This is a genomic window from Streptomyces sp. NPDC048584 (assembly GCF_043199595.1).
In the GTDB taxonomy this organism is placed as follows: Bacteria; Actinomycetota; Actinomycetes; order Streptomycetales; family Streptomycetaceae; genus Streptomyces; species Streptomyces edwardsiae.
In genome coordinates this window covers 147277-165106 of the sequence record NZ_JBICWF010000019.1, presented here as the reverse complement: position 1 = coordinate 165106, position 17830 = coordinate 147277, and the positions used below count along the sequence as shown (strand labels likewise).

22 protein-coding genes are annotated in these 17830 nt (G+C 72.0%); 19 read left to right on the top strand and 3 right to left on the bottom strand.

What is annotated here, in order from left to right; all coding sequences use genetic code 11:
• Positions 1-184: 184 nt before the first annotated feature.
• The gene (locus tag ACGFR9_RS32685) at positions 185-1762 is read right to left on the bottom strand and encodes an oxidoreductase (RefSeq protein ID WP_393215905.1); all 1578 of its coding nucleotides are present in this window, start codon (positions 1760-1762) and stop codon (positions 185-187) included.
• A gap of 193 nt (positions 1763-1955) precedes the next feature.
• Between ACGFR9_RS32685 and hisD the strand changes: the two genes are divergently transcribed.
• Genes hisD through hisF form a run of 8 tightly spaced genes read left to right on the top strand, consistent with a single transcriptional unit; the run spans position 1956 to position 7722 of the window.
• The gene (hisD, locus tag ACGFR9_RS32680; RefSeq protein ID WP_393215902.1) at positions 1956-3335 is read left to right on the top strand and encodes a histidinol dehydrogenase; all 1380 of its coding nucleotides are present in this window, start codon (positions 1956-1958) and stop codon (positions 3333-3335) included.
• Complete coding sequence (locus tag ACGFR9_RS32675) at positions 3332-4441, top strand: histidinol-phosphate transaminase (RefSeq protein WP_393215899.1); 1110 nt, start codon at positions 3332-3334, stop codon at positions 4439-4441. The genes hisD and ACGFR9_RS32675 overlap by 4 nt, the downstream gene beginning before the upstream one ends.
• A complete protein-coding gene (hisB, locus tag ACGFR9_RS32670) occupies positions 4438-5031 on the top strand; it encodes an imidazoleglycerol-phosphate dehydratase HisB (protein WP_030228358.1) in 594 nt (197 codons plus the stop codon). The genes ACGFR9_RS32675 and hisB overlap by 4 nt, the downstream gene beginning before the upstream one ends.
• Positions 5032-5034: 3 nt before the next feature.
• Positions 5035-5193: a hypothetical protein gene (locus tag ACGFR9_RS32665; protein ID WP_393215895.1), complete on the top strand. Its 159-nt coding sequence runs from the start codon at positions 5035-5037 to the stop codon at positions 5191-5193.
• Between the two features lie 4 nt (positions 5194-5197).
• Positions 5198-5839 (top strand): imidazole glycerol phosphate synthase subunit HisH, encoded by a 642-nt coding sequence (gene hisH / locus ACGFR9_RS32660; RefSeq protein WP_393215892.1) that lies wholly within the window; start codon positions 5198-5200, stop codon positions 5837-5839.
• Positions 5840-5843: 4 nt separating this feature from the next.
• Entirely contained in the window at positions 5844-6569 is a 726-nt protein-coding gene (gene priA / locus ACGFR9_RS32655; RefSeq protein WP_393215889.1) for a bifunctional 1-(5-phosphoribosyl)-5-((5-phosphoribosylamino)methylideneamino)imidazole-4-carboxamide isomerase/phosphoribosylanthranilate isomerase PriA, read from the top strand.
• The gene (locus ACGFR9_RS32650; protein WP_393215886.1) at positions 6566-6970 is read left to right on the top strand and encodes a Rid family hydrolase; all 405 of its coding nucleotides are present in this window, start codon (positions 6566-6568) and stop codon (positions 6968-6970) included. The genes priA and ACGFR9_RS32650 overlap by 4 nt, the downstream gene beginning before the upstream one ends.
• The gene (gene hisF, locus ACGFR9_RS32645) at positions 6967-7722 is read left to right on the top strand and encodes an imidazole glycerol phosphate synthase subunit HisF (protein WP_393215883.1); all 756 of its coding nucleotides are present in this window, start codon (positions 6967-6969) and stop codon (positions 7720-7722) included. The genes ACGFR9_RS32650 and hisF overlap by 4 nt, the downstream gene beginning before the upstream one ends.
• 8 nt (positions 7723-7730) lie before the next feature.
• Here the strand turns inward: hisF and ACGFR9_RS32640 are convergent, their stop codons facing one another.
• Both ACGFR9_RS32640 and ACGFR9_RS32635 read right to left on the bottom strand, forming a co-directional pair.
• A complete protein-coding gene (locus ACGFR9_RS32640) occupies positions 7731-8129 on the bottom strand; it encodes a VOC family protein (RefSeq protein WP_393215880.1) in 399 nt (132 codons plus the stop codon).
• Positions 8130-8152: 23 nt separating this feature from the next.
• A complete protein-coding gene (locus tag ACGFR9_RS32635) occupies positions 8153-8788 on the bottom strand; it encodes a TIGR03085 family metal-binding protein (RefSeq protein ID WP_393215878.1) in 636 nt (211 codons plus the stop codon).
• Between the two features lie 171 nt (positions 8789-8959).
• Between ACGFR9_RS32635 and hisI the strand changes: the two genes are divergently transcribed.
• The 11 genes from hisI (at position 8960) to lgt (ending at position 17811) form a co-directional block, all read left to right on the top strand.
• Positions 8960-9394 (top strand): phosphoribosyl-AMP cyclohydrolase, encoded by a 435-nt coding sequence (hisI, locus tag ACGFR9_RS32630; protein ID WP_393215875.1) that lies wholly within the window; start codon positions 8960-8962, stop codon positions 9392-9394.
• Positions 9395-9405: 11 nt separating this feature from the next.
• Positions 9406-10899, top strand: coding sequence for an anthranilate synthase component I (locus ACGFR9_RS32625; RefSeq protein ID WP_393215872.1), 1494 nt, complete (start codon positions 9406-9408; stop codon positions 10897-10899).
• A gap of 52 nt (positions 10900-10951) precedes the next feature.
• Entirely contained in the window at positions 10952-11593 is a 642-nt protein-coding gene (locus tag ACGFR9_RS32620) for a TIGR02234 family membrane protein (RefSeq protein ID WP_393215869.1), read from the top strand.
• A gap of 139 nt (positions 11594-11732) precedes the next feature.
• Positions 11733-11960, top strand: a complete 228-nt coding sequence (locus ACGFR9_RS32615; protein ID WP_393215866.1) for an HGxxPAAW family protein — start codon at positions 11733-11735, stop codon at positions 11958-11960.
• 85 nt (positions 11961-12045) lie between these two features.
• Positions 12046-12483 carry a DUF2752 domain-containing protein gene (locus ACGFR9_RS32610; RefSeq protein WP_393215863.1) on the top strand — a complete coding sequence of 146 codons (438 nt, stop codon included), beginning with the start codon at positions 12046-12048 and terminating at the stop codon, positions 12481-12483.
• Between the two features lie 119 nt (positions 12484-12602).
• Positions 12603-13412: an indole-3-glycerol phosphate synthase TrpC gene (gene trpC, locus ACGFR9_RS32605; RefSeq protein WP_311646841.1), complete on the top strand. Its 810-nt coding sequence runs from the start codon at positions 12603-12605 to the stop codon at positions 13410-13412.
• Positions 13413-13432: 20 nt separating this feature from the next.
• Complete coding sequence (gene trpM, locus ACGFR9_RS32600) at positions 13433-13576, top strand: tryptophan biosynthesis modulator TrpM (RefSeq protein WP_393215860.1); 144 nt, start codon at positions 13433-13435, stop codon at positions 13574-13576.
• 131 nt (positions 13577-13707) lie between these two features.
• A complete protein-coding gene (trpB, locus tag ACGFR9_RS32595) occupies positions 13708-14994 on the top strand; it encodes a tryptophan synthase subunit beta (protein WP_393215857.1) in 1287 nt (428 codons plus the stop codon).
• Complete coding sequence (gene trpA / locus ACGFR9_RS32590) at positions 14991-15806, top strand: tryptophan synthase subunit alpha (RefSeq protein ID WP_393215854.1); 816 nt, start codon at positions 14991-14993, stop codon at positions 15804-15806. Before trpB ends, trpA begins: the two co-directional genes overlap by 4 nt.
• Before the next feature lie 112 nt (positions 15807-15918).
• Entirely contained in the window at positions 15919-16701 is a 783-nt protein-coding gene (locus tag ACGFR9_RS32585) for a DsbA family protein (RefSeq protein ID WP_393215851.1), read from the top strand.
• Positions 16702-16803: 102 nt separating this feature from the next.
• Positions 16804-17811 (top strand): prolipoprotein diacylglyceryl transferase, encoded by a 1008-nt coding sequence (gene lgt, locus ACGFR9_RS32580; protein WP_393215848.1) that lies wholly within the window; start codon positions 16804-16806, stop codon positions 17809-17811.
• Positions 17812-17830 lie beyond the last annotated feature (19 nt).

Genomic DNA, 17830 nt, shown 5'->3' with positions numbered 1-17830 from the left:
TCTGCCGCGCGACGCCATGCACGCTCCCCCGCTGCCTCAAGGGCGCGGGAGGTGCCCCCACTCGCCGCACCGGCCCCAGACCCGAGTACATCCAGAACGAGGCTCTGGGGCCGGCACACCGAGAGCACGCACCTGACGCCGCGCGGCCGCCCTTCGGGCGGCGACGCGAATTGTCAGACAGGCCCTAGGTGCGCCGCAGAGTCCGCGTCGCCCCCGCCGCCACCGTGGTCGCCAGGATCCAGCCCAGCAGGATGAACGCGGCCGACAGCCACTGCCAGCCGCCGCGCAGCTGCCAGAAGCCCACCTGGCCGAGGTCGATCACCGGCAGCAGCAGGTCCAGGGCGAACAGGGCCGGGTTCCAGGCCGGATGCTCACCGCTCTTCAGCGGTGGGTGATCGGCCCGCGCGAACGCCAGCGAACCGGCCGCCCACAGCACCGCCATCCACACCGCCGCCCGGCCCGGCCGGTACCCGTAGGCGACCGTCCAGTCCTGCGCGTAACCCCACAGCTTGGCCGCGACCGGCAGGCTCTCGCGGTGGCGGCGCTGCTTGGCGAGCAGCACCTCCCGGGCGTCCACGTCCTCCCCGCCCTCCCTCAGCACGGCGGCCAGCCGCTCGTACGGCTCCGGGTTGTACTCGGCGCTCGCCGCGTCCACCCAGCGCAGCCGCAGCGCCAGCGGGAACGGGCCGCGCGGCACCAGGTTCTCGTAGGCGAACCCGCCCATGTGCAGCCGGCCGGGGCCCGGCCAGCTGTCCGCCCGGTCCATCAGGTTGACCACCTTCGCCCCCGACAGCACCACCCGGCCGCGCGCCGGCCGCTCCCCGAGGAAGCGCAGCTCCGGTGTCTGCACCCGGCGCAGCGACAGCTCCTGCTCGTCGGTGAACGTGAACCTGGCCCCCTCGAAGTCGACCGCGTCCCCGAACCGTCCGTCGTCGAGGCGCACCCCGCCCTCGCACTCGAACCGCTGGATCCGCGTCCCCCGCGCCGGTGTCATCCCGCTGCGCGCCTGGGCTCCCACCCCCGCGGGGGTCAGATACAGCGAGCGCTCCACGGTCAGCTGCGGCGCGTTCAGCGCGAGCCGGGTGTACGGGTTGGCCAGCCGGGCGCCCCGCAGGCTCAGCGAGACACCTATCGTCGCGCTGCGCAGGCTCAGCTCGCCGTGCGACTCCAGCAGCTCCGCCTGGAGGTCCTGGCCGACGGTCAGGCCGTCGGCCGCCATCGAGCGGCCGCTGCGGTCCCGGTGCACGATCGCCTGGTTGAGCAGCAGATCCGTCCCGATCCGCGCGTCCGTGAGCCGTACGCCGCCCAGGAACCGGCAGCGCGGCAGATGCAGATCGCCCTCGGTGTGCAGCCGGGCCGCCTCCAGCCGCGGTATCGAGCAGTCCACCATCCGCACGGTCGTGAAGCGTGCCTCCGGCAGCAGCACGTCCCGCTCGAAACGGCAGGACCGCATCTCCCAGTACGGCACCACCGTGCCCCCGGCCAGATCCAGCGTGCCGCTGATCTGCGCCCCGACCAGCTTCAGCGACGACACCCGGCCGGCCAGCGCCGGCGGGCCGCCAAGGAGCAGCCAGCACACCACCCGCGCCCTGACCGTCCGCCCGGGGCCCCACGGATGTCCGCCGTGCGGATCGTCGACGACCGTGTCACCGCTGCTCAGGTCGTACACACTGCCGTTGCGGAAGGCCTGCCACATGCCGGCCTCCGCGGCGGTCAGGTCGTCCGGCGGCTCCGCGCCGGCCGGTCCCGCCCCCTCGGTCACGGAACTCCCCTCCTCCTCTGCTACTCGCCGGTTCGTCCCTTCGTACAACCGTTCATGCCCGGTCCGGTGACCCGTTGAACACGGAAAGTGAAGAGGATCTCGGAAATGTTCGCTGACCGTCACCGACGGTGTGGCGTATCAGCCATTGGAACGGCCGGACGGTCCGCTGTCCGGGTCTGAGAGAATTGAGCACGTGATCTCTCGTATCGATCTGCGCGGCGATGCCCTCCCCGAGGGAACCGCCCTGCGCGACCTGCTGCCCCGTGCCGACTTCGACGTCGCGGCCGCCCTGGAGAAGGTGCGGCCCATCTGCGAGGACGTGCATCATCGGGGCGACGCGGCGCTGATCGACTTCGCCGAGCGCTTCGACGGCGTGAGGCTGGAGCGGGTACGCGTCCCGGCCGCCGCCCTCGAGCGGGCGGTGGAGGAGCTGGACCCGGCCGTGCGCGCGGCCCTGGAGGAGTCCATCCGGCGCGCCCGGCTCGTGCACCGCGCACAGCGCCGCACCACCCACACCACCCAGGTCGTGCCCGGTGGCACGGTCACCGAGAAGTGGGTCCCGGTCGACCGCGTGGGCCTGTACGCGCCCGGCGGCCGGGCCGTCTACCCGTCCTCCGTGATCATGAACGTCGTACCGGCGCAGGAGGCGGGCGTCCCGTCCCTCGCGCTCGCGTCCCCGGCTCAGGCCGACTTCGGGGGACTGCCGCACCCGACGATCCTCGCCGCCTGCGCCCTGCTCGGCGTCGACGAGGTCTACGCGGCCGGCGGCGCCACCGCCGTCGCGATGTTCGCGTACGGCACCGAGTCCTGCCCGCCCGCCCCCATGGTCACCGGCCCCGGCAACATCTGGGTCGCCGCCGCCAAGCGCTACTTCACCGGGAAGATCGGCATCGACGCCGAGGCCGGCCCGACCGAGATCGCGATCCTCGCGGACTCCACCGCCGACCCGGTGCACGTGGCCGCCGACCTGATCAGCCAGGCCGAGCACGACCCGCTCGCCGCCGCCGTCCTGGTCACCGACTCCGCCGACCTCGCGGACGCGGTCGAGAAGGAACTGGCACCCCAGGTCGAGGCCAGCAAGCACACCGACGAACGGATCGTGCCGGCCCTGTCCGGCCGCCAGTCCGCGATCGTCCTGGTCGACGGCATCGAGGAGGGCCTGCGGGTCGTCGACGCCTACGGCGCCGAGCACCTGGAGATCCAGACCGCCGACGCCCCCGCGATCGCCGAGCGGGTACGCAACGCGGGCGCGGTCTTCGTCGGCCCCTGGTCCCCGGTCTCCCTCGGCGACTACGCGGCCGGCTCCAACCACGTCCTGCCCACCGGCGGCTGCGCCTGCCACTCCTCGGGCCTGTCCGTCCAGTCCTTCCTGCGTGGCATCCACATCGTCGACTACACGCGCGACGCGCTGGCCGAGGTCGCGCACCACGTGGTCACGCTGGCCGAGGCGGAGGACCTGCCCGCGCACGGCGCGGCGATCAAGGCGCGTTTTGCCGGAGGCGAACAGGACAAGCACAGTGCCGGAGGCGAACAGGACGAGCACAGTGAGTGGAAGGTCCCGGAGAGCAAGTGACGTTCGGAATCGACGATCTCCCCGTACGGGACGAGCTGCGCGGCAAGTCCCCCTACGGCGCGCCCCAGCTGGACGTCCCCGTACGGCTGAACACCAACGAGAACCCCTACCCGCTGCCCGAGCCGCTGGTCGAGCGGATCACCGAGCGGGTCCGCGAGGCCGCCCGGCACCTCAACCGCTACCCCGACCGGGACGCGGTCGAACTGCGCACCGCCCTGGCCGAGTATCTGACCAAGACGTCCGGACACCCGGTCGGCGTCGACAACGTGTGGGCGGCCAACGGCTCCAACGAGGTCATCCAGCAACTGCTGCAGACCTTCGGCGGCCCCGGCCGTACCGCCATCGGCTTCGAACCGTCGTACTCGATGCACGGCCTCATCTCGCGCGGCACCGGCACCGGCTGGATCTCCGGGCCCCGCAACGAGGACTTCACCATCGACCTCCCGGCGGCCGAGCGGGCCGTCGCCGAGCACCGGCCCGACGTCGTCTTCGTCACCACCCCCAACAACCCCACCGGCAACGCCGTCCCTCCGGAGACGGTCCTCGCGCTGTACGAGGCCGCCCAGGCGGCGGGGCCGTCCATGGTGGTCGTCGACGAGGCGTACATCGAGTTCAGCCACGGCGACTCGCTGCTCCGGCTGCTCGACGGACGCCCCCATCTCGTCGTCTCCCGGACGATGTCGAAGGCGTTCGGCGCGGCCGGCCTGCGCCTCGGCTACCTCGCCGCGCACCCCGCGGTCGTCGACGCCGTACAGCTGGTCCGGCTGCCGTACCACCTCTCCGCGATCACCCAGGCGACCGCGCTGGCCGCCCTGGAGCACACCGACACGCTGCTCGGCTACGTCGAGCAGCTCAAGGCCGAGCGTGACCGGCTGGTCGCCGAACTGCGCGCCCTCGGCTACGCGGTGACCGAGTCGGACGCCAACTTCGTCCAGTTCGGACGGTTCGAGGACGCGCACACCGTCTGGCGGAAGATCCTCGACCGGGGCGTCCTGGTCCGGGACAACGGCGTACCGGGATGGCTGCGGGTCACCGCGGGCACCCCGGCCGAGAACGACGCGTTCCTGGACGCGGTCCGTGAAGTCAAGAAGGAGCAGAGCACATGAGCCGCGTGGGACGCGTGGAACGCACCACCAAGGAAACGTCCGTCCTCGTCGAGATCGACCTCGACGGCACCGGAAGGACGGAGATCTCCACCGGGGTCGGCTTCTACGACCACATGCTCGACCAGATCGGCCGGCACGGCCTGTTCGACCTCACGGTGAAGACCGAGGGCGATCTGCACATCGACTCGCACCACACCATCGAGGACACCGCCCTCGCGCTCGGCGCCGCCTTCAAGCAGGCCCTCGGCGACAAGGTGGGCATCTACCGCTTCGGCAACTGCACGGTCCCGCTGGACGAGTCCCTCGCCCAGGTCACCGTCGACCTCTCCGGCCGCCCCTACCTCGTGCACACCGAGCCCGAGAAGATGGCGCCCATGATCGGCGAGTACGACACCACCATGACCCGGCACATCCTGGAGTCCTTCGTCGCCCAGGCCCAGGTCGCACTGCACGTGCACGTGCCCTACGGGCGCAACGCGCACCACATCGTGGAGTGCCAGTTCAAGGCCCTCGCGCGCGCCCTGCGCTACGCGTCCGAGCGCGACCCGCGCGCGGCCGGCATCCTGCCCTCCACGAAGGGCGCGCTGTAAGCCATGAACGGCCTGTCCACCGTCCTGATCGTCGTCGGCCTGTTCTTCGTCGGCGGAATCATCTCCTTCTACAAGCAGAAGATGCCCACGAGCCTCATCGTGCTGCTCTCCATCGGTGCCGCGATGTGTCTCGTCACGGGCCTTCTGCAGCTGGAGGCGTGAGGCTTTGAGCACCCCCAGGAAGGTCGTGGTCTTCGACTACGGCTTCGGCAACGTCCGCTCCGCCGAGCGCGCCCTCGCCCGCGCGGGAGCCGACGTCGAGATCACGCGTGACTTCGACCGGGCGATGAACGCCGACGGGCTGCTGGTCCCCGGCGTCGGCGCCTTCGCCGCCTGCATGAAGGGCCTCAAGGAGGCGCGCGGCGACTGGATCGTCGACCGCCGGCTCTCCGGCGGCCGCCCCGTGATGGGCATCTGCGTCGGCATGCAGATCCTCTTCGCACGCGGCATCGAGCACGGCGTGGAGACCGACGGCCTCGACGAGTGGCCCGGCTCCGTCGAGCCGCTCCGGGCCGACATCGTGCCCCACATGGGCTGGAACACCGTGGACGCCCCGGCCGGCTCCGAACTCTTCGCCGGCCTCGACGAGGACGCCCGCTTCTACTTCGTGCACTCCTACGCCGTCCACGACTGGACCCTGGAGACCACCAACCCGGCGATTCGGGCCCCGCTGGTCACCTGGTCCACCCACGGCAAGCCCTTCGTGGCCGCCGTGGAGAACGGCGCCCTGTGGGCCACCCAGTTCCACCCCGAGAAGTCCGGCGACGCCGGAGCCCAGCTCCTCACCAACTGGATCGGAACCCTGTAGAGACATGGCCAAGCTCGAACTCCTCCCCGCCGTCGACGTCCGCGACGGACAGGCCGTCCGCCTCGTGCACGGCGAGTCCGGGACGGAAACGTCGTACGGCTCCCCCCTGGAGGCCGCCCTCGCCTGGCAGCGCTCGGGCGCCGAGTGGCTGCACCTGGTCGACCTCGACGCCGCGTTCGGCACCGGCGACAACCGCGCCCTGATCGCCGAGGTCGCCGGCGCCATGGACATCAAGGTGGAGCTGTCCGGCGGCATCCGCGACGACGACACCCTCGCCGCCGCCCTCGCCACCGGCTGCACCCGCGTCAACCTCGGCACCGCCGCCCTGGAGACCCCCGAATGGGTCGCCAAGGTCATCGCCGAGCACGGCGACAGGATCGCCGTCGGCCTCGACGTCCGCGGCACCACCCTGCGCGGCCGCGGCTGGACCCGCGACGGCGGCGACCTCTACGAGACGCTGGACCGCCTGAACAAGGAGGGCTGCGCCCGCTACGTCGTCACCGACATCGCCAAGGACGGCACCCTCCAGGGCCCCAACCTGGAGCTCCTGAGGAACGTCTGCGCCGCCACCGACCGCCCCGTCGTCGCCTCCGGAGGCGTCTCCTCCCTGGACGACCTGCGCGCCATCGCCGAACTCGTCCCGCTCGGCGTCGAGGGCTCCATCGTCGGCAAGGCCCTGTACGCCGAGGCGTTCACCCTGGAAGAGGCCCTGGAGGCTGTGGCGCGATGACATCCGATGCCGTACGGCGTGTACAGAGCTCGAACCCCTGGGAGGACACCTTCGGCTTCGCACGTGCCGTCGCGGCGGGCGACCGCGTCCTGGTGGCGGGCACGACCGCGTTCCGGGGCGATGTGCTGCACGGCGAGGGCGACCCGTACGAACAGGCCAAGGCCGCCTTCACCAGCGCGCTGGAGGCGATCGGCGAGTTCGGGCTCGGCATCGAGTCGGTGATCCGCACGCGGGTCCATCTCGCCCACGCGCGGGACGTCGACGCGGCCGGACGCGCCCACAAGGAACTGTTCGACGCCGTACGACCCGTCACCACGCTGCTGGTGGTCGAGGGCTTCGTCGACTCGCGCGTACTGGTCTCAGTGGAACTCGAAGCATTCAGAGGAGCCGTGGATTCATGACCCTGGCGGTCCGAGTCATCCCCTGCCTGGACGTGGACGGCGGCCGGGTCGTCAAGGGCGTCAACTTCCAGAACCTGCGCGACGCGGGCGACCCCGTCGAGATGGCCAAGGTGTACGACGCCGAGGGCGCCGACGAGCTGACGTTCCTGGACATCACCGCCTCGTCCGGCAACCGCGAGACGACGTACGACGTGGTCCGCCGCACCGCCGAGCAGGTGTTCATCCCGCTCACCGTGGGCGGCGGCGTCCGCACCGCCGACGACGTCGACAGGCTGCTGCGCGCGGGCGCCGACAAGGTCGGCGTCAACACGGCGGCCATCGCCCGCCCCGACCTCATCCGCGAGATCGCCGAACGCTTCGGCCGGCAGGTTCTCGTCCTGTCCGTCGACGCCCGGCGCACCGACTCCGGCTCCTTCGAGGTCACCACGCACGGCGGCCGCCGCGGCACCGGCATCGACGCCGTCGAATGGGCACACCGCGCCGCCGAACTCGGCGCCGGCGAGATCCTGCTCAACTCCATGGACGCCGACGGCACCAAGGACGGCTACGACCTGGAGATGATCGCCGCCGTGCGGAAGCACGTCACCGTCCCGGTGATCGCCTCCGGCGGCGCCGGAAAGCTCGGCGACTTCCCGCCCGCCGTCGCCGCCGGCGCCGACGCCGTACTGGCCGCCTCCGTCTTCCACTTCGGCGACCTGCGCATCGGCCAGGTCAAGGAGACCCTGCGCGGCGCCGGCCACCCCGTGCGCTGACGCGGGCCTCAGCCCGTCGGCTGGGCCAGCTGGATCAGATTGCCGACCGTGTCGTCCAGCAGCGCGGTCAGCATCGGGCCCTGCTCCTGGGGGTCCTGGACGAAGTGCACACCCTCCCCGCGGAGCCGTTCGAACTCCGCGCGGAGGTCGTCCACCGAGAACACGATGGCCGGCAGGCCCGCCTCCCGCACCGCCCTGCGGTACGGCTCGGCGACAGGGCCCTGCCCAGGCTCCAGCAGCAGCTCCAGATCCCGCTGGGCGCCCTCCTTCGCACCCACCGTGACGAACAGCGTGCCCCCGCCCAGATCCATGTGCGTCCGGGTCTCGAAGCCGAGGACATCGGTGTAGAAGGCGTGCGCCTTCGCCACGTCGTCGACGTACACACTGGTCATGGCCACTTTGATCACGAGCTGCGCCTTTCGGATGCGAATCAGATGCCGAGCTGTTTGGTCTCGCGCAGCTTCGCGATCGCGTTCTCGTCGCCGTCCAGCTCCACCTTGGCGGCGCTCTGCCGGCCGTAGGCGAACAGCACCAGCTCCGACGCCTCCCCGGTCACCGTGACCACCGGGGTGCCGCGGTGCGCCACCACCGTCCGTCCGTCCGGACGGCGCAGCACCAGGCCCGTCGGCAGACCGCGGCCCATCAGCCGCGCGGAACGCTCCAGACGCGACCACAGGGCGTCCTGGAGGACCGGGTCGAGCTCCCGCGGCGTCCAGTCGGGCCGGGCGCGGCGTACGTCCTCCGTGTGGACATAGAACTCCACGATGTTCGACATCTCGTCGATCTGCTTGAGCGAAAAGGGTGAGAAGCGCGGCGGACCCGTACGGATCAGCTGGATCAGCTCCTCGTACGGCTTGTCGGCGAACTCCGCCATCACCCGCTCGAGCCGCCCCGCCAGCTGCTTGACCAGGATGCCGCCGGCCGCGTCGGGGCGGCGCTCGCGCACCACCACATGGGCGGCGAGATCCCGGGCGGTCCAGCCCTCGCACAGGGTGGGGGCCTCCGGGCCCGCGGTCTCCAGCAGATCGGCGAGCAGCAGCCGTTCACGCTTGGCATGGGTCGACATGCCAGCCAGCCTACGGCGGGCCGGGACGTCCGCCCACCCGTCGCCCGGCCACCGCCCCTCGACGAGCCGCCTCCGGTGTCCGAACGGCCCGGGAGCACCCCGGCGTGGCACTGGTTCCAATCGGTGGACGTCCGCCAGGACCGGACGCCCCCACGCGGCACAATGGTCGGCATGACCAGCACGCCCGCCCGTCGCCCGGCCACCACCCCTCACGAAGGCGCCGCGCGCCACAGTGCTCCGCCCAGCCGCCTCGACCCGGAGATCGCCGCGCGCCTCAAGCGCAGCCCCGACGGCCTTCTGCCCGCCATCGCCCAGCAGTACGACACCGGAGAGGTGCTGATGCTGGGCTGGATGGACGACGAGGCACTGCATCGCACGCTCACCACCGGCCGCTGCACCTACTGGTCGCGCAGCCGCCGGGAGTACTGGGTCAAGGGGGACACCTCCGGCCACTTCCAGTGGGTCAGGTCGGTCGCCCTGGACTGCGACGCCGACACCGTGCTGGTCAAGGTCGACCAGGTCGGCGCCGCCTGCCACACCGGCGCCCGCACCTGCTTCGACGCCGACGTCCTGACGGTGGCGGACGCCCCCGCCGCGGATCAGTAGGGTCTGCCGCCATGGACCTCGAGACGTTCCGCAAGCTCGCCACCGACCGCCGGGTCATCCCGGTCACCCGCAAGCTCCTCGCCGACGGCGACACCCCGGTCGCGCTCTACCGCAAACTCGCCGCCGAACGCCCCGGCACGTTCCTGCTGGAGTCCGCCGAGAACGGACGCTCCTGGTCCCGCTACTCCTTCGTCGGCGTCCACAGCGCCGCCACCCTGACCGAGCGCGCCGGACAGGCCCACTGGGAGGGCACCCCGCCCGTCGGGGTCCCCGCGGACGGCGACCCCCTCGCCGCGCTGCGCGCCACCCTCGAGACCCTGCACACCCCCCGCGACCTGGCTCACGACCTGGGCCTGCCGCCCTTCACCGGCGGCATGGTCGGCTACCTCGGCTACGACATCGTCCGCCGCCTGGAGAAGATCGGCCCCGGCGGGCGCGACGACCTGAGGCTCCCCGAGCTGACCATGCTGCTCACCAGCGACCTCGCCGTCATGGACCACTGGGAGGGCGCCGTCTGGCTGATCGCCAACGCGATCAACCACAACGACCTGGAGACCGGCGTCGACGAGGCCTACGCCGACGCCGTCGCCCGGCTCGACGCCATGGAGGCCGACCTCACCCGCGCGGTGGCCCAGCCGCCCGCCGTGCTGCCGCCCTCCGAACTGCCCGACTACACCGCCCTGTGGGGCGGCCCCGACTTCCAGCGGGCCGTGGAGGACGTCAAGGAACGCATCCGCGCGGGGGAGGCCTTCCAGGTCGTCCCCTCCCAGCGGTTCGAGACGCCGTGCACGGCGAGCGCCCTCGACGTCTACCGGGTGCTGCGCGCCACCAACCCGTCCCCGTACATGTACCTGTTCCGCTTCGACGGCTTCGACGTCGTCGGCTCGTCCCCCGAGGCCCTGGTGAAGGTCGAGGACGGGCGGGCCATGGTCCACCCCATCGCCGGCACCCGGCCGCGGGGCGCCACCCCGCGGGAGGACCAGGCGCTCGCCGAGGAACTGCTCGCCGACCCCAAGGAACGCGCGGAGCACCTCATGCTCGTCGACCTGGGGCGCAACGACCTCGGCCGGGTCTGCGAACCCGGTTCCGTCGAGGTCGTCGACTTCATGTCCGTCGAGCGGTACTCGCACGTCATGCACATCGTGTCCACGGTCACCGGCAGGGTCACGGGCGACCGCACCGCGTTCGACGTCCTCACCGCCTGCTTCCCGGCCGGCACGCTCTCCGGCGCGCCCAAGCCCCGCGCGCTGCAGATCATCGACGAACTCGAACCTTCCCGACGCGGGCTGTACGGCGGCTGCGTCGGCTATCTCGACTTCGCCGGCGACTCCGACACCGCGATCGCGATCCGTACGGCGCTGCTGCGGGACGGCACCGCGTATGTGCAGGCCGGTGCGGGGGTCGTCGCCGACTCCGACCCGGTCGCGGAGGACACCGAGTGCCGCAACAAGGCGGCGGCCGTGCTCCGCGCGGTGCACACCGCGAACCGGCTGGGAACGGTCTGACGGGCATCCGGGAGGAACCCCGGGTACCGGTTCACCCGGGGTTCAGGCGATAGTGGAGGACGTGACTGCCGTACCTACCCCCCGTTCCGAGGCCGCCGGCTCCGCCCGCGGCGGCCGCGTCAGCCTCGCCGTGGCCCTGCTGAGCGGCGCCCTCGGCGCTGCCGTGGCCCTGCTCGCCACCCGGCAGCAGTGGTCCGAGGGCACCGCCACGGTGGCCGGCGGCGCGTTCCCCCTGACCGCGACGGGCAGCGACGTCACGGGCGTGCCCGCGGCGCTGGCCGTCGTGGGGCTGGCCGCTCTGGTCGCGGTGTTCGCCGTACGCCGGGCCGGCCGCCTCGCCGTCGCGGCGCTGCTCGCGCTGTCGGGGGCGGGCACCGTCGCCGCGGCGCTGTCCGGAGCCTCGGACAAGGAGGCGCTCGACGAGAAGGCGGCGCAGGTGTCGGGGGACACGTCCGCGACGGTGGCGGCGCTCAGCCATACGGCATGGCCGTACGTGGCCGCGGCGGGCGGTGTGCTGCTGCTGCTGGCCGGCCTGCTGGCCCTGCGCTACGGGCGGCAGTGGCCGGCGATGTCCGGCCGCTACGAACGCACGGGCGCGCCGCGTCCCCGCCGCCGTCCCGCGCGGGTCGACCCGGACCGCCCGGAAGACCTCTGGAAGGCCCTGGACCGGGGCGAGGACCCGACCGGCGCATAGCCCCGGCCCCGCCACCCGCGACGGGAGCCGCGAGGGGCGGGGGCCTCGGGTGGTACCCCCGGTCGGCCAACGGGGGTGGGTGCGGGATGATGGGGGCGAGCGTCCGCTCAGACACGTACACAGCAACGAGGAGCAAGCAATGGCGGGCAGCAGCCACGGTCACACCCCGGCCGCCTGGACCGGTGTCATCATCGCCTTCATCGGTTTCTGCGTCGCGGGCGCGTTCATGGTGATGGCCCAGCCCGCCGGCTTCTGGGCCGGCATGGGCATCGTCGTCCTCGGCGGCGTCGTCGGCGCCGTCATGCGCTCGATGGGCATGGGCCAGCAGCAGAGCAGCCACCCCGTCCCGGCCGGCGCCGAGAGCTGAGCACACGAAGCACCACGCACTCCGCACAGGGGCGGCCCCGCACGACACCGTGCCGGACCCGCCCCTGAGCCGCGTCCGGGGCACAATGCACAGCGTGAACGCCCCCAGCCCCAGCGCGTCCCGCCGCACACCGGCCGCCCGACTGGCCGTCCCCGCCGGGCTGCTCGCCGCCGCCGTCGGAGCCTTCGCGTATGTCGGAGCCGTGGACCCGGGCGAGCCCGGCCACTACCCCGTCTGCCCCCTGCTGCGCCTCACGGGCCTGTACTGCCCCGGCTGCGGCGGACTGCGCAGCGCGCACGCCGTCGTCCACGGCGACCTCCTGACCGCCCTCCAGGCCAACGCGCCCGCCGTCCTCGGCTACGCCGTCTGCGCCGTCCTGTGGACCGCGTGGGTGGTCCGCGCCGTACGCGGCACACCCATGCGGTTCGAACCGCCCCCCGCGCTCGTGTGGACCGCGGGGGCCCTGCTCCTGGCCTTCACCGTTGTCCGGAACCTGCCGTTCGGTGGCTGGCTGCATCCTTGATCGACGAGTCGGGTCCACGTAATGGGACGCCCGTCAACCTGGATGCGAGGCATCCGCCCTGCTGCGGATACCATCGCAGTGACCAGTGAAGACCGACCGTCAGGAAGGGGGCCGCTCGCGTGAGTGTGCTCGACGAGATCATCGACGGAGTCCGTGCCGACCTCGCGGAGCGGCAGGCGCGCGTCAGCATCGACGAGCTCAAGGAGCGCGCGGCGAAGGCTCCCGCGGCCAAGGACGGCGCGGCCGCCCTGCGCGGCGACGGCGTCAAGGTGATCTGCGAGGTCAAGCGCTCCAGCCCGTCCAAGGGCGCGCTGGCCGCGATCGCCGACCCGGCGGCACTCGCCGCCGACTACGAGGCGGGCGGCGCCGCCGTCATCTCCGTCCTCACCGAACAGCGCCGCTTCGGCGGCTCGCTGGCCGACCTCGAGGCCGTTCGCGCGCGCGTGGACATCCCCGTCCTGCGCAAGGACTTCATCGTCACGTCGTACCAGCTCTGGGAGGCCCGCGCGTACGGCGCCGACCTCGCGCTGCTGATCGTCGCGGCCCTCGACCAGCCGGCCCTGGAGTCGCTGATCGAGCGCGCCCACTCCATCGGCCTCACCCCGCTCGTCGAGGTGCACGACGAGGACGAGGTCGAGCGCGCGATCGACGCGGGCGCCAAGGTCATCGGCGTCAACGCGCGCAACCTGAAGACGCTGAAGGTCGACCGCGGCACGTTCGAGCGGGTCGCCCCCGAGATCCCCGACACCCTGGTCAAGGTCGCCGAGTCCGGCGTCCGCGGCCCGCACGACCTCATCGCCTACGCCAACGCCGGCGCCGACGCCGTACTCGTGGGCGAGTCCCTGGTCACCGGCAAGGACCCGAAGACGGCGGTCTCCGACCTGGTGGCGGCAGGCGAACACCCCGCCCTCCGCCACGGCCGCAACTGACCCACCGCTAGGCTGGCCCCGTGAATCTTTCCCGTCTCGCCCGTGGCTGCCGTCCTCGCGGCTGTCGTGCCCCTGCCCGCAGGGTGCACGGCCGCAGGGTCCGGTACGTCATCGGCGACGAACCGGGACAGGTGAACGGGCGGCGATGGCAGCGCGCCCCCTAGGGGCGCGGGGCTGTACTGAACATGCGACTCCGTCGCGTGAGCGCGACCGGCCACGACGGCCCGGTAGCCGACCGACCACCCCGCCCCCACGGCGATCAGTCGACACCAGACACTCACCGTGAGGTACACGCATGCCCAGCACCTACTTCATCCCCGACCCCGAGGGTCACACCCCCAGCCCCGAAGGCTACTTCGGGGCGTTCGGCGGCAAGTTCATCCCGGAGGCCCTCGTCGCCGCCGTCGACGAGGTCGCCGTCGAGTACGACAAGGCCAAGTCCGACCCCGAGTTCGCCCGGGAACTCGACGGCCTCCTGGCCGACTACACCGGCCGCCCCTCCGCGCTGACGGAGGTCCCCCGTTTCGCCGGGCACGCCGGCGGAGCCAGGATCTTCCTCAAGCGCGAGGACCTGAACCACACCGGCTCGCACAAGATCAACAACGTGCTCGGCCAGGCCCTGCTCACCAAGCGCATGGGCAAGACCCGCGTCATCGCCGAGACCGGCGCCGGCCAGCACGGTGTGGCCACCGCCACCGCCTGCGCCCTCTTCGGCCTCGACTGCACCATCTACATGGGCGAGATCGACACCAGGCGCCAGGCGCTCAACGTGGCCCGGATGCGCATGCTCGGCGCCGAGGTCATCGCCGTGAAGTCCGGCAGCCGCACCCTGAAGGACGCCATCAACGAGGCGTTCCGCGACTGGGTCGCCAACGTCGACCGCACGCACTACCTCTTCGGCACCGTCGCGGGCCCCCACCCCTTCCCGGCCATGGTGCGCGACTTCCACCGCGTCATCGGCGTCGAGACCCGCCGCCAGCTCCTGGAACGCGCCGGACGCCTGCCCGACGCCGCCGTCGCCTGCGTCGGCGGCGGCTCCAACGCCATCGGCCTCTTCCACGCCTTCATCCCGGACCCGGACGTACGCCTCATCGGCTGCGAGCCCGCCGGACACGGCATCGAGACCGGCGAGCACGCGGCCACCCTCAGCGCGGGCGAGCCCGGCATCCTGCACGGCTCCCGGTCGTACGTCCTCCAGGACGACGAGGGCCAGATCACCGAGCCGTACTCGATCTCGGCCGGCCTGGACTACCCGGGAATCGGACCGGAGCACTCCTACCTCAAGGACAGCGGCCGCGGCGAGTACCGCGCGGTCACCGACGACGCCGCCATGCAGGCCCTGCGCCTGCTGTCGCGCACCGAGGGCATCATCCCGGCCATCGAGAGCGCCCACGCCCTGGCCGGCGCCCTGGAGGTCGGCAGGGAGCTGGGCAGGGACGGGCTGATCGTCGTCAACCTGTCCGGGCGAGGCGACAAGGACATGGACACCGCCGCCCGCTACTTCGGCCTGTACGACACCGATGCCGAGGTCGCCGCCGACGAGGCCGGCACCACCGCCGAGATCGAGGGGGACGCCAAGTGAGCGGGAACGTGCGGCTGCTGAACGACACCCTGGCCGCGGCGAGGTCCGAGGGCCGCGCCGCCCTCATCGCCTACCTCCCGGCCGGGTTCCCGACCGTGGACGGCGGCATCGAGGCGGTCAAGGCCGCCCTGGACGGCGGCGCCGACGTCGTGGAGGTGGGGCTGCCGCACAGCGACCCCGTCCTCGACGGCCCGGTCATCCAGACCGCCGACGACATCGCCCTGCGCGGCGGCGTGAAGATCGCCGACGTGCTGCGCACGGTCCGCGAGGCGCACACCGCCACCGGCAGGCCGATCCTCGTCATGACCTACTGGAACCCCATCGACCGCTACGGCGTCGAGCGGTTCACCGCCGAACTGGCCGAGGCGGGCGGCGCCGGGTGCATCCTGCCCGACCTGCCCGTCCAGGAGTCGGCGCTGTGGAGGGAGCACGCCGACAAGCACGGGCTCGCCACGGTCTTCGTGGTCGCTCCCAGCAGCAAGGACGAGCGGCTCGCCGAGATCACCGCCGTCGGCAGCGGCTTCGTCTACGCCGCCTCCCTGATGGGCGTCACCGGAACCCGCGCGTCGGTCAGCTCGCAGGCCGAGGACCTGGTGCGGCGCACCCGCGCCACCACCGACATCCCCGTCTGCGTCGGGCTCGGCGTCTCCACCCCCGCCCAGGCGGCCGAGGTCGCCGGCTTCGCCGACGGCGTGATCGTCGGCTCGGCCTTCGTCAAGGGGATGCTGGACGCCCCCGACGACGCGGCCGGCGTCGAGGCCGTCCGGGCGCTCGCCGCCGACCTGGCCAAGGGCGTACGCGGGCAGGTCTGACCGGCGGTTCCGCCCCACGAGGGCTGTCGGCAAGCAGTCATACGGATCCCTCGTACGGGTGGTCCTGGGACCGGGGAGGCGCTGAGCGCCTCCCCGGTTCGTTCTGCGGGGTGTGAGCGAGAAGAACCGTGAGGGAAAGCGCACCGCCCGGGAGCGGCTGGCGGTCGAGCGTGAGAAGCAGAAGACGGCGGAGAAGCGGCGCCGGTCCCTGATCGTGGGCGCGAGTGTGCTCTGCGTCCTGGGGCTCGCGGCGGTGATCGGTGTCATCGCCGCCAACTCCGGGGGGGACGGCACCGAGAGCGACTCGGCCGGGCCGGTGGTCGCGCCCTCGGGGGCGCTGGGCAAGGACGGTCTGGCCATCCCGGTCGGCAAGGAGAGCGCCAAGTCGACCCTCACGGTGTGGGAGGACTTCCGCTGCCCGGCCTGCAAGGCCTTCGAGCAGGCCTACAGTCCCACGATCCACGAACTGACCGAGGCCGGTCAGCTGAAGGTGGAATACCACCTGGTCACGCTGATCGACAACGGCCTGGGAGGCACCGGCTCCCGCACCGCGGCCAACGCCGCCGCCTGCGCCCAGGACGCCGGGAAGTTCGCCGCGTACCACGACGTGCTGTTCGAGAACCAGCCGCCGGAGAGCGACGACACCCTCGCCGACGACGGCAAGCTGATCGAACTGGCCGGCAAGGTCGACGGACTCGACACCCCCGCGTTCCGCACCTGCGTCGAGGACGGTACGCACAACAGCTGGGTCGCCAAGTCCCACGAGGCCTTCCAGAAGGGCGGCTTCAGCGGCACACCGACCGTGCTGCTCGACGGGAAGAACATCTACCAGGACCGTTCGATGACCCCCGCGAAGCTGAAGCAGATGGTCGAGGAGGCCAACAAGGGACGGTGACGCCACCGGACCGGTGATCCGGCGATCCCGCGGTCCTGTTATGGAGCCGTAGCCGGGCGGCTTGCCGTGTGACCGGTCCGGCACGGTAGCGTCGACCCTGCCATGGAACTTGCCTACATTCCCAGCCCGTCGAGCGGGGTGCTGTACCTCGGCCCCGTTCCGCTGCGCGGCTACGCGTTCTGCATCATCATCGGTGTCTTCGTCGCCGTCTGGCTCGGCAACAAGCGCTGGATCGCCCGGGGCGGGCGGACCGGCACGGTGGCCGACATCGCTGTCTGGGCCGTGCCGTTCGGTCTGCTCGGCGGCAGGCTCTACCACGTGATCACGGACTACCAGCTGTACTTCAGCGAGGGCCGTGACTGGGTGGACGCCTTCAAGATCTGGGAGGGCGGCCTCGGTATCTGGGGCGCGATCGCCCTCGGTGCGCTGGGCGCCTGGATCGGCTGCCGGCGCCGTGGTATCCCGCTGCCCGCCTACGCCGACGCCATCGCGCCGGGTATCGCCCTCGCCCAGGCGATCGGCCGCTGGGGCAACTGGTTCAACCAGGAGCTGTACGGGCGGTCCACCGATGTGCCGTGGGCCGTGGAGATCACGTCGTCCGCCGACGGGCGGCTGCCGGGGACGTATCACCCGACGTTCCTGTACGAGTCGCTGTGGTGCGTCGGGGTGGCGCTGCTGGTGATCTGGGCCGACCGGCGGTTCAAGCTGGGGCATGGGCGGGCGTTCGCGCTGTATGTCGCGGCGTACTGCGTGGGGCGGTTCTGGATCGAGTACATGCGGGTCGACGAGGCGCATCACATTCTCGGGCTGCGGCTGAACAACTGGACGGCTGTTCTGGTGTTCCTGCTGGCGGTGGTGTACATCGTGGTCTCGGCGCGGAAGCGGCCGGGGCGGGAGGATGTGGTCGAGCCGGGTGCCGCCGGTGGTGAGGGGAACTCCGAGGGCTCGGATGCCGCCGGGGAGGCCGGGGTGGAGACGGATGAGGAGGGTTCCTCTTCCGAGAAGGGGGATTCTCCTGAGTCCTCTGACGCTCCTGAGTCGTCCGACCGTCCTGAGTCCTCTGAGGACGAGGCGGCCAAGGACGGGGCCGGGTCGGCGAAGAAGAGCTGATCGTTTGTGTACTGCGCCG